The organism is Paenibacillus sp. Soil766 (assembly GCF_001428105.1).
Taxonomy (GTDB): Bacteria; Bacillota; Bacilli; order Paenibacillales; family NBRC-103111; genus Paenibacillus_E.
Window position 1 is genome coordinate 1 of the sequence record NZ_LMSJ01000054.1, and the last position, 11,802, is coordinate 11,802.

The 11,802-nt window shown below is 49.4% G+C and carries 11 protein-coding genes; 1 reads left to right on the forward strand and 10 read right to left on the reverse strand.

Translation table 11 applies throughout. The features are described from left to right. Positions 1 to 679: 679 nt before the first annotated feature. From ASG89_RS29570 to ASG89_RS37045, 5 genes are read right to left on the reverse strand one after another with little or no spacing between them, the layout of a single operon-like run. Entirely contained in the window at positions 680 to 1,279 is a 600-nt protein-coding gene (locus tag ASG89_RS29570; RefSeq protein WP_157276861.1) for a sulfatase/phosphatase domain-containing protein, read from the reverse strand. Then, a complete protein-coding gene (locus ASG89_RS35910; RefSeq protein ID WP_082593697.1) occupies positions 1,254 to 1,376 on the reverse strand; it encodes a sulfatase-like hydrolase/transferase in 123 nt (40 codons plus the stop codon). The genes ASG89_RS29570 and ASG89_RS35910 overlap by 26 nt, the downstream gene beginning before the upstream one ends. Next, positions 1,373 to 2,188: a sulfatase-like hydrolase/transferase gene (locus tag ASG89_RS29575; protein WP_082593698.1), complete on the reverse strand. Its 816-nt coding sequence runs from the start codon at positions 2,186 to 2,188 to the stop codon at positions 1,373 to 1,375. The genes ASG89_RS35910 and ASG89_RS29575 overlap by 4 nt, the downstream gene beginning before the upstream one ends. Beyond that, the gene (locus ASG89_RS29580) at positions 2,185 to 3,312 is read right to left on the reverse strand and encodes a glycoside hydrolase family 43 protein (protein WP_057314943.1); all 1,128 of its coding nucleotides are present in this window, start codon (positions 3,310 to 3,312) and stop codon (positions 2,185 to 2,187) included. Before ASG89_RS29580 ends, ASG89_RS29575 begins: the two co-directional genes overlap by 4 nt. Positions 3,313 to 3,346: 34 nt before the next feature. Further along, positions 3,347 to 3,538, reverse strand: a complete 192-nt coding sequence (locus ASG89_RS37045) for an RICIN domain-containing protein (protein ID WP_057314944.1) — start codon at positions 3,536 to 3,538, stop codon at positions 3,347 to 3,349. A gap of 222 nt (positions 3,539 to 3,760) precedes the next feature. On the opposite strand from ASG89_RS37045, the gene ASG89_RS37980 reads away from it, so the two are divergent. Continuing rightward, on the forward strand, positions 3,761 to 3,934 hold the full coding sequence (locus ASG89_RS37980) for a hypothetical protein (RefSeq protein WP_235549975.1): 174 nt from the start codon (positions 3,761 to 3,763) through the stop codon (positions 3,932 to 3,934). A 106-nt stretch (positions 3,935 to 4,040) separates the two neighbouring features. Here the strand turns inward: ASG89_RS37980 and ASG89_RS29590 are convergent, their stop codons facing one another. The 5 genes from ASG89_RS29590 to ASG89_RS29610 form a co-directional block, all read right to left on the reverse strand. After that, positions 4,041 to 5,477: a sulfatase gene (locus ASG89_RS29590; RefSeq protein ID WP_057314945.1), complete on the reverse strand. Its 1,437-nt coding sequence runs from the start codon at positions 5,475 to 5,477 to the stop codon at positions 4,041 to 4,043. A gap of 119 nt (positions 5,478 to 5,596) precedes the next feature. Next, positions 5,597 to 7,639 carry a glutaminase family protein gene (locus ASG89_RS29595; protein ID WP_057314946.1) on the reverse strand — a complete coding sequence of 681 codons (2,043 nt, stop codon included), beginning with the start codon at positions 7,637 to 7,639 and terminating at the stop codon, positions 5,597 to 5,599. Positions 7,640 to 7,704: 65 nt separating this feature from the next. Beyond that, positions 7,705 to 9,099: a sulfatase gene (locus tag ASG89_RS29600; RefSeq protein WP_057314947.1), complete on the reverse strand. Its 1,395-nt coding sequence runs from the start codon at positions 9,097 to 9,099 to the stop codon at positions 7,705 to 7,707. 87 nt (positions 9,100 to 9,186) lie between these two features. Next, positions 9,187 to 10,842, reverse strand: coding sequence for an ABC transporter substrate-binding protein (locus ASG89_RS29605; protein ID WP_057314948.1), 1,656 nt, complete (start codon positions 10,840 to 10,842; stop codon positions 9,187 to 9,189). 26 nt (positions 10,843 to 10,868) lie between these two features. Beyond that, positions 10,869 to 11,765 carry a carbohydrate ABC transporter permease gene (locus ASG89_RS29610; RefSeq protein ID WP_057314949.1) on the reverse strand — a complete coding sequence of 299 codons (897 nt, stop codon included), beginning with the start codon at positions 11,763 to 11,765 and terminating at the stop codon, positions 10,869 to 10,871. Between the last annotated feature and the right edge of the window lie 37 nt (positions 11,766 to 11,802).

Sequence of the window (11,802 nt, forward strand, 5' to 3'; positions counted from 1 at the left end):
CACCACGCGGACGTTCGCCTGGCAGCATCGCCCATTCGATTCGATCGATCAACCAATCCTTTTGTAAGAAATTCAAGTTCATCGCCATTTCCTCCTAAACATTAGTTAATAAGGGAATACTCCTGCTTGACTGTCTATATGCAGGGTAACTTCCTTGGACATCCACCACCTGAGCAGTTTGCGCTCCAGTTTGGAGCGAATGCCGTCGTATGCCTCGTTCTCGTAAAGATTCGAAGCTTACTGAATCCCCCACCGTTCACAGAAATATTAGAAAAATTGCAAACAACGGAGTTATTCAAATTAATATTTTACAATCATGCATTATATTGAATGTTTCCGAGCACGTACAGTATTGATAATGTTCATGACCTAAATTAGACACTCAAATTGAAATATCCTGCCTATTTGAGAAGGCTGCCGTTCAAAATTCTATCGGCAGCCTTCTCTTGATGTCTACTAAGCTATAGTTCACCAATAGGGCAAACGCATCTTTTTATTGAAGACTTCAAATCTTCAAATTAAATGTTGAATTAATCTAATCTATGATAACGGAGTTAGCTGTATTTTCTTTACTAATATTGCTTCCTTCTCTAAATAACAAAACCTCAGTCCAGAAACTATGTGGAATCACGCCATTTTTCACAAGGCTACCATATGAGTGAAGTAGCCTGAACGTTGCTCATGCATGCTTCGCTTTAACTTCTGAATAATTCAACTTCACTGTTACATTCAGAGGAAGGCGGTCCTCCTTCTCCATAGTCCAATACAGCAGCTTACGCTCGAACTCAGACCTAATGCTTGTGAATGTTGGGGCATCGAAGCAATTGTTCAGTTCTTCACGATCGTTCACCAGGTCATAGAGCTCGCAATCACCGTTGGCGTAGATGTTCAGCTTCCATTCCAGCGTGCGAATGCTCTTACCCTTTCCCATCCATGCTTCACGGTAGGCACACCAGACGAAATAGCGGTCATCAAACGGATGTTCCGGACGAACTGTAATATCGGAGACACGCAGTGGCTCTCCTTCCTCGCCGCTCTCGATGACGACATATTCACGTGGTGTGTAGTCCTGACCTTTCAGGTACGGCGCCAAGCTCTTGCCCTGAGTACCTGGCGGAATCGGGATACCAGCCATATCCAGGAAGGTCGGCATAATATCCACAAGCTCGACCAGTTGCTTCGTTCGCCGTGGCCCCTGATAGCCCGGTGCTGCAACAATGAACGGCACATGGGTAAAGGAGTCGTAAAACATATTATGCTTCTGAATCAACATCGCCATGGTCAGACGTAAAAACGATGACGGTATTGTCCGTTAAGCCCAGCTCGTCCATCTTCGCGAACACACGGGCGAGTGTATCATCGATGAAGCGAATCATGCCGTATGAATCCCTCGAACCTTACGAATCAATTCATCATCCGCTGTATCCATCGCATCCATCAGATAAGCCACCTTCTGCCGTTCCGGCTTCCCTTCAAGGTTGTCCTTGGGTGGAAGCGGTACCTCAGCAGGATTAATCATACTCGCATAGGGCTCCGGAGCTTGATACGGCGTATGCGGGTCCGGGAATGACAGCCAGGTGAAGAATGGCTTTTCCGGATCACGCTGATTCTCCAAGTAGTCAATCATGGTATCCCCAAGCAGGTAGGTACCGCATTTTTCCGGACGGGCAGGATTCGTGCCGTGCCCCATAGGGCTCACCCAGCAAGTATGGGACCACTCATGCGCTGCCTTGCTTTCGGGATCATCCCTATAGCCGTCAACCAAATGTCCATGATCAGCCAGTCGGACGTAATCAAATACTTGTCTCAATACACTTGCCTTTTCGCGGTCCACAATTTCACCCGGATAGTATGTCTTTGTGTTTTCCATAAAAGCATGATTCTTCCCGATGATAGCCGTCTGATAACCGTGCTTCTTAAGCACTTCAGGCAGCGTTACCTCCGCAGGATTAATCATCATATGATTAGCTTGGACTCCAATGGTAGATGCATACCTTCCCGTAAACATCGATGATCTTGACGGGGAACAAGCAGGATAATTGCAGAATGCAAATTCAAAAACAACACCGCGTTCGGCTAAGCTCTCCAGCATCGGCGTCTTTAAGACGGAGTTTCCGTATAGACTGAGTGTTTCCTCCGTTTGCTGGTCCGTCTGGATGAGAAGTAAATTGGGCCGGCTGTCCATCATGATCCTCCTTTGTAGCCACTGGATCGCGAGGGTGCTGGCTGTTCGGTATTTGTCGGTCCATGTACCTCGATCGAGCCGTCTTCAAGAAAGCTCATACGATCCAGGCACACTTGACGATTACCGCCGCCCTCCTGAGGATCGGTGTGTGTTTGGTAAATAATAAACAACTCCGTACCGTCTGGAGATTTGGTTACACTATGGTGACCTAGGCCGGAAATATCTGGTCTATCCGAAAATAAAATAGGATTATGCTCATATTTCTCAAACGTGCCAAGCGGCTGCTTCGAAATCACATAACCGACGGAATAGTCTCGGTGGGCAAAACAGTTTGCCGAGTACATTAAATAGTAGAGACCATTGCACTTCACAACGAAGGGTCCTTCATTCCAGCGAAATTCGTTTCCGGATTTGAGTTCCCATTGCTGATCCGGTTTGAGCAGTAATTGACCCTCCGATTTCACTGTCAGAAGATCTGAATTCAGCTCCATGCCATAGATGTGGCTTTCTTTTCGTCCGTCGACCACATTCTCCGAGCAGTCATGGGAGTAATACAGGAAAACTCGTCCGTCCTCTTCAAGCATCACATGAGCATCAATGGCCGCATATCCGAAATCGAACATAGGCTGATCGAATGCGTCCACGAACGGTCCAACCGGACTGTCGTTTACGGCAACACCAATGCGCAGGCTGTCCTTTTCTAGCCAACGGGCCGTGTAGTACATGTAGTATTTGCCTTCGAACTCAACTACCTCGGGAGCCCAGAACTGCTTATAGCCCCACGCCTTGGTGTTTTTGCTCTTCTCATATACGAAACCCTCCTCTTTCCAATCGAGGGAATTGAAATAATTACTGTGAATATCTTGCAGGACGTCCTGGACTATTCGGTCGTCCTTATCCCCATCAGTAAGAGCTGGTTCCGAAGCACGGAGCGCATTTGCATGGTAAGACAGCAGCAGCGTCTCCAGCTCATTACGCAACAGATCTTCCGAAAATTCATTCAGCCGCTCCTGCTGACCTTCTTCCTCCAATTGCAGCGATGACGCTTTGGCTCTACGGAGATGAGTCCAGCATAACCGCGATTTCAAAATTTGATTTGGACGCTGCTTGTACGCATGCTGATGCAAATATTGGCAGTGGATTCTGGATGCGCTTATAACTTCAGTCCAATCGGTACATGAACCAAAATTGCGCGGTCCCGCCGGGGACCCCTCCGTCGGTATCATCCCACATCCGTGTCCATGTCCCATCGGCTATACCTGCGCCGTTCATATCAAGCGCCTTTCCCCCGCTTGGGTTGACGAGCTTATATTCGGCTCCCGACTTGATCAAGAATGTGTTACTGCCCGACATCTCGATTTAATCGATCTCGAGGGCATGTTTAACCTTCGTGAATTCGATGACGTTGTTGTAGCCCTTTTTCAGATACACGGTAACTGGCTGTGAAAGTTGCCGAAAGCGCTTTCTTTAAGCGGTTAAACAAGCCGAAATTGAACTGATTTCGACGGTCGAATTCACTTTTGACAATGGGGCGCGAATGAAAAAAAAACGACCGAATGATAGCCCAACTGGGGTATGGTCACCTTTCCTTTAATGCCGGCCAAAATATACTTTGCCTCGATTGCGATTGATCGGCTGATGCTTGTTTTTGAAATCTATCTTGAACATATAAAAGATGAATTAAAAAGCCCTGCTCGATCGCTGATGTCGGATAACAGCAATTTGCCGTCGGAAGCTTTCAAAATATAAGGATCGCCGATTTTTTGAATGGGAAGCGGATTTTTGTAATGATCCGTGCTTACGGGCATGCCTGGTTTCTCTCTTTTGCTAGGACTGATTAGTTGGTGGGGCCGAATTACCACGGTGCAACCTTTTCCGGGAGAGGATCGACGGTTTCCGCCATCCGGTGGCAAAGCCGTTCCATCATCCGAAGCTTCAACGCCGCATGCTCGGCCGCATGCCATAAATTGACGGACTCGTTCGGATCATTCGCCAGATCGTACAGCTCTCCGTCATCCCGCGTATTGTAGAGGATGATTTTGCTGTCGCGGTCCCGAACCATCACGCTGTATCCGAGATTGTACTTCCCGGGAATCGTCTCGTAATTCTCGCAGTATACGTCCTCGCGGTGCTCGCCGGTCTCGCCGGTCAACAGCTTCATGAGTGACTTACCCTGCATGCCGGGATACAACTCGACACCGGCCGCTTCCAGGAACGTCTGCGCCAGATCGACCAGCTCGACGAGTGCGGGAACACGATTCTTTTCCCGGAACCGCCCCGGCCACGATACGATCAGCGGCACATGCACGGAAGGCTCGTAGAAATGCGGCCCCTTCAAATAGACCCCGTGATCACCCAGCAGCTCGCCGTGGTCGGACATGAACACGATGATCGTGTTATCCAGCTGTCCGGTCCGTTCCAGCGCGTCGATCATTTTCCCCACCTGCTCGTCGATCAGATCCACCATCGCCCAATATGCCGCGGTTAAATACCGGTGATCCGAGTCTGTCATTTTGACGAAAGGATACAGCTTCGGATTGCCGTAGGCTCCCTGATGGTCCTTGCGTTGATAACTCGTTTTTGAATCCGGCTCCCCGTCGGCGTAATTCGGAAGCGCGATATCGTCCAGCTTGTCTAAATACTTGCGCAAATGGCTTTCCGGCGGATCGAACGGATGGTGCGGAGCAAAGATGTTGGCCGAAAACAGCCAAGGCTGCTCCTTGCCGGTATGAGCTTCCATGAATTGAATCGCCTTCTCGGCGCACCACGCCGCTTGATGGTCTTCGACGTCCGGGCCGTAGACGACATATTCGCAGCCTTCCACCGGCCTCGTTTCGAATGTTTTCCCTTTGGCCCTCAGCCAGTTGCTGTATTCGTTGGAAGGCCAGTCGTCCTTAGGATGATGGGACCAGTGAAACATATCGTACCCGTCGTCGATTCGCCGTTCCGTTCCGTGGCAAACCTCAGGATGACAGGCGGACAAGTGCAATTTTCCGGCAAGCCCGCACGTATATCCGGCGTCATGCAAAATTGAGGTGACCAGCCTTTCATCGTCAGGAATATTTTGTCCGTTTTTGCGAAGGCGGACGGTTCTCGGATAGCGGCCGGTCAAAAAGCTTCCCCGGCTCGGCGCGCATACCGACGATTGGCAAAATGCGTTTTCGAACAGCGTCCCCCGTTCGGCCAAACGGTCGATGTTCGGCGTGCTGACATACGGATTGCCGTAGCATCCGAGCGAGTCAAAACGCTGCTGATCGGTGCATATCCATAAAATGTTCGGTTTGGTACTCATAGTGCTGTTAGCCTCCCAAAAAGTAGTTGTAGCTGTTAAATCTGACCCAGCAGTAAATGTCCTTCACGCTTTCCGTTATAAACAATCGGGATAAATACGACGGAGGCAGGTTTAAAAGCCTAGCCGTTACGATTTTTCCAGCTGCTATCCTTCATTAGACGAATGAATAATCCACCCACAACCGTCCGATTCACAAATGCCTGGTAAGTTCCGTCAATCGTATAATACCAGTCGGTAAGAGGAACCCGGCTGCGTGATTCGTTAAGGAAGTGCCATACCGGCTCGATGAGCCGCACGAATTCGTCTTTCTCTTCCGCAAGAGATGCCGCCCATACGAGCCAGTCCACCTTGGTATACGTCTTACGGCTGTCGAGAGGCGTACCGTACCTGTTCTGTTTCTTTTGGTAGTATCTAGTTTCTTTGGATGCTACTTCCTTCGGAAACAAGTTAAGATCGAACAGCGTGTCCCAAACCAGGTTATATTTCAAGCTCCAGCTGCCCGGCGAATCGAACGTTAATCGGTAATGATCACCATCGTCCGCCATCTTCACCCACTCGGCTGCCATTGTCTTAGCGGTTTGTAAATACCGTACAGCAGTGTCTGCTTGACCGAGCATGTTGCATAGCAGCGAATATCCGCCGATCCCTTCGATCGCTTTGATGGACAGGTTCGTATTGTGCGCCAGATGACCGGCAAAGTCGTCCGTACACAGCTGGTTCCCCGGATCCAGCCCGAATTCGACCAGGTAGTCGGCCCATTGGGTCAGGAGCGCCCAATTTTGTCGGGCGAAATCGCCATCGCCTTCCGCTAAGCATATTGCAGCGGTCATAATGAGCATGTTTCCGCATTCTTCAACCGGCATTTGCCTTTCGATACTTTTACCATAAATTTGACCGTTCGCGATCGGATACCTTCCTACGTCATGCGGTGCAAATTCATATGGCCAGTCTTCGGAGACGGCATATTTAAATATCGGGCGGAGCATGCCTTTTACAAGCTCAGGGTTGTAGAGCAAGAACAACGGGACGGATGGGTAGCTGACATCGACCGTTCCAATACAGCCGTTGCTGTCGCATTCCTTCGAGAAGAATAAAATATTCCCTTCCTCGTCCTCCACCAGCTTGTGTGCGGCAATCGCCTGCCTGTAGGCAAGACTGAGAACATCCGCATATTTGCTGCCGCCGACCGCGGTGGCATCCTTAATAAGCTGCTCATTGAACTTGCGGCACAATTCCATAATTTGCGGATATTCATCGACGGCCGCACGGATCGCCTCTTCAATAGAAACATGGAATTTATGCCAATAGCCCGGGAGCATCTTATGGAAATACTCGATCGAAAATACATCGTCGTAGGCTAACGCAACAAACCGGGAAACAGCGGTCCCGCCTATCTGACCTAACGACAAGCAGCAAGCCATCATAGGAGTACGTTCCTCTACCGGACGCGGCATATCCTCATCGTCTTCCATCCGCTCAAAACGCCCCGTCTGGGCAAATTGTTTACGGTAGCTGACCGGTGCGATTACCGTATCGTTACGGTCGCACTCGGGAACCGCCAAATAAAAATAGCCCCAATCGATTCTCGTCCTATCACCTTTGCGGCCCAGCACGTTCTGCTTTACCGTGCCCATGCGCATCGATTGAATGTCATCGCGAACTTCGACGCGACTCCACTCGATTTCCTGAACCGCCGTGTGCACGCACCATTCTCCGGTAGCATCGAAGTAAATTTGCACATCGTGCGTTTTCCCGTCGTTGGCAGCCGCTTCGAAAGTAACGTACGATACAGGCCTTGATAAAATATCGAGCCGATCCAGAAGCAGTGGCGAGGTGAAATCCAATGTCAATGTAATTCCGGCCGCTTCGAAGGTGTATTGGGTGGACGTCGGTTTCACGACAAGGGAAACCTGCTTCATGACGGCAGGCTCACTGAAGAAATCGTAATTGTCCTCATCGTAACTCAATTTCCCCATAAACCTGTAGACGGTGCCGTCGATGACAGCCATGCCGACCATGCCGTGCCTTTCTTCTTGGTCATGCCGTCTGGCCGTCCAATGTTTCGTATTTTCCTCGTGCAGCAAATTTCGTGTGGACCAAACGCTGAAATATGGATCTATAGTGACAAGAGGGACCGCCGGCGGCCTTAACTGAGTATTCATGATCGAACCCACATCCATTTCTAGTAGTAATTGCTTGATTCTGATTTATTGTCTATTGTCTATTGTCAATTACTGTTTCCGGATTGCTTTACCGCATTTACGCTCTCAAGCCATGACTTTAAGTTCTCGTCCAGCTTATGTGTAAGCTCCGGCTCGCTCCGGCTCTGATCGACAGATTCGGCTTCATCATTGCTAAGGTTGTACAGCTCCTTGCTCTCATCATCGAAGAACGAAATAAACTTCCAATCGCCTGTTCGATTAGCTGCCGATGACCGCCCTCCCAGGAAATGCGGTTTGTCCAGCGGATAGTGCCAGTAAAATGAGCGATCAACCAAATCAGCCGGTATTTCGGCACCTTCCTCCAGCCCGTGCATCAGAGGAGTAATCGATACGCCATCCACGATATGATGCTCCGGAATTTGGTAGCTAATTATTTCGGCAAAGGTTGGATAAAAATCCATATTAATAGTTGGGACGTGGCATTCCGTTCCCTTGGCCACCATTTGCGGCCAGCTCATCGCCAGCGGGATCCGCAAGCCGCCTTCGTAGGTCGTCGACTTGCCCTCGCGAAGGTGACCGTTCCTTGTAACCCTCGTCTCACCTCCGTTATCACTGGTAAAAATAATCAGCGTATTTTGATCCAAACCAAGCTCCTCAAGTGTTTTCCGAATCATGCCTACTCCGTCGTCAACGCTTTTGAGCATGGCGGCCAGGATCGGATTATGGTACTTGATCCAAGCCAGATCATCGGAGCTGGTTAAGCCTGCTTTTTCTGCAAAATATCGGACATCCTCCGGTTTCCCGACCAAAGCGGTATGAACGGCATAATGACTTAAATACAAGAAGAACGGACGATCCGCATTCCGGCGAATGAACCGGACGGCTTCTTCGTTCATCCGATCCACCAAGTACTCCTCTTCTTTGCCGTCAAGCGGCTGAATGGCAGGGTCAACCAGCTTGTACGGCCAAAAATAACTGCCACTGCCGATTCCGACCTGCTCGGAAACGATGGATTCATTAAACCCGTATTTCGTAGGACCGAATTTCACGCCATTCTGATCGTAGCCGGAAAGATGCCATTTCCCAATAATCCCAGTATGATAGGATTGCTGCTTGAACATATCCGCCAGTGTGACCATACTCGGATCGAGCCGGAATTCGGTATCCTCCGGCAGCTCGTTGTCCGCGAACGAATTCGGATTCAGCGGCAAATGCCACTCCGTATCCGGTCTTAAGTAGTCCGTAATTCCGTTGCGCGGAGGAGCTTGACCCGTCATTAACGCGGCTCTGGACGGACTGCACACGGTTGAGCTCGCATACGCTGTCGTGAACCGTATGCCGCCCGTGGCAAGCGCGTCAATATTCGGCGTTTCATTAAAGGTGTTTCCGTAGCAGCCCAGCTCCCCCCATCCTAAATCATCTACTAAAATAAAGATGACGTTCGGCTTATTCTGACTCATGACTTCTACTCCTTTCGCTTATAAAGGGATTTGCATCCAGTTTCGGCTTACGTGTTGCAGAAAAGAGCCCCGCAGGGCTCATCTTCATTATTTTTTATACACCGCGTCATAAGCTTCCTGGCGTATTTCAATAAACCGATTCAGGCCCAAGCCCTCAAGCTGCTTCAAATAATTGTCCCATTCCTTATTGATGTCCACATCGCCCATGATGGCTCTCGCCATCGTTTCATTCACATAATCGTAGATCGTCTTCTGTAAGTCCGCTATTTCCGTCGCTTGTTGCTCGTTGAAAGTGAGCGGTGGCACAATCTCTTCCTTCTTCGATTGATATGGAAAGTATTTCGTGGTCGATTCCTCGTACAGCACCTGCGCCAGCTCGCCCTTCTTCACCACTAGGCCGGAGCGCATTGGCGACGGCTGAACCATCGGCCCTTGGTTGTTCCAGAAGAAATTCTGCACACCCGACGGTACCACTAGCTTGGTCCACGTACCCTGCTTGCCGTCAAGCCCCAGCTCACCTTCCTTCGCTTTACGCCATTCGACGTCAGGTCGACCGTTAATGCCGCGCATCGTGAACTCCTCCGTCATCATCATATCTCCCCAGCGGAAGCATACATCGGGCTGATTGCACGCACTAGTCACAATGAATTGGCCTTGTACAATTGGGAAAGGCTTATACGGAGCTACCTGCAATCCGCTTGGACCTTTGAGCGGCGGTACCGCCTTGTAGCTGCTCCAACGATCTCCATTCAACGCCATAACCTCCGTAATGACGGCCCTAGGTACTGCACCAAGAATTGGGACGCCAGGATTCTCGCCCATGCGTTTGAGCTGAGTCGTATCCTGGGTGAACGTCTCCGGCGCCAGCAGCCCTTCCTTGTAGAGCTTGTTCAAATACAACAGCCCCTCTTTCCAGGCCGGCTTATTGAAAGCAGTTTCGATTTTTCCATTTTTGAGATACAAATTGTCATTTCCGCTTCCTTTATCATTGTAAATAAAAGCGTTCATCAGGAAGTTGTCAATGCCCGCATGGCCACCGTCTGTGGAGCTGGCCAACGGAATTTCATCAGCTTTGCCGTTTCCGTTCGGGTCCTTCGTCTTAAACGCCTTCAGCACCTCATAGAATTCGTCTGTTGTAGTAGGCATCTTCAGCCCAAGCTTCTCCAGCCAAGGTGTATAGATCCACATCCGCTGAGGAGCCATAACATGGGGATTCATATCGACTCTAGGCAGTCCGTAGATTTTCCCGTCCGGTGCGGTGATTACTTCCTTGGAGCCCGGAACATTTTTGTACATTTCCTTCACACCATATCCGTACTTCTCAATGAGATCATTAAGAGGCAGAAAAACACCTTGGGAGCCGTACACCATCATTTTGGAAGGAGAGACACCGAAATTCAGAATGATATCCGGGTAATCTCCACTCGCCAGCATAAGGTTCAACTTCTGCTCGCCATCCTTTTGGGGAGCAACTTCCCACTCGATCTCAATATTCGTCTGCTCTTCGAGCCATTTCGAATATTCGTTCGTTTTATAGTCTTCCACGTTGGTCGCTCCGAGCATCAGCACACGCAATTTGGTTTTGTTCTTGACGATCGGCAGCTGCCCGGCAGGGGTCACAATAGAGGATGTTCCCTCCGCTTGTTTGTTGTTGCTTGCACCGGAATCCTCCTTCGAACATGCCGACAATACTGGCATAAGCGCTAACGTCGATAATAGCGCAATAAGCACCATCTTTTTCATCCAATAGACCTCCCTTATTGTATGCATTACCCTTTTATAGAACCAATCATAATTCCCTTGACAAAATAACGCTGCACGAAAGGATACACGACCAAAATCGGAACGGTCGCTACGACAATGAGTGAAAACTTCAGCAGCTCCCGTAGTCCTGCCAGATCGGCAGCACTCTCCGCATCGCTGATCATTTCTTCCTGAATCGAATTCTGAATTAAAATATTTCGCAATACGATTTGGAGTGGATACATCTCCTGATCCTTTAAATAAATGAGAGCATTAAAAAATTGATTCCAGTGACCCACCGCATAAAATAAAGAAATCACAGCAATGATTGGACCCGATAGTGGGAGGACGACCTTCCACATAAAGTTGAAATCGTTGCAACCGTCCATTTGCGCTGCCTCCAGCAACTCATGCGAGATCGTTTGCTGGAAATAGGTGCGAGTAATAATCATGTTCCAGATGCTCAGCGCCCCTGGAATGATGAGCGCCCACCTCGTATTCAGTAACCCGAGATCTTTAACAAGCAAGTAATTCGGGATTAAACCGCCGCTGAACATCATCGTGAAGACGAACAGAAACATGAGCGCCTTCTTGCCATACAGGTCGCGCCGCGACATGGGATAGGCTGCTAGCAGCGTAAACACGACGTTAACGAGTGTACCGACTACCGTGTAAAATATGGAATTGGCAAATCCCACGCCAATCTGGCTGCTCTTGAATACTGCAATATATCCTTCTAAAGTAGGCTTGACGGGCCACAGCCAGACTTGGCCGGAGATAACCGCTTCAGTCGAACTGAAGGAAGCGCTTACAATTAATACCAAAGGATATAGCACCACTAAAAGCAATACACCCAAGAGTGTATGATTGACAAAATCGAACCTTCTGTCCCCAGCTGATTCTCGAATGACATGACGTGCCAAGTTTAATCCCTCCACTTTCCAAATTGGCGAAATAGAG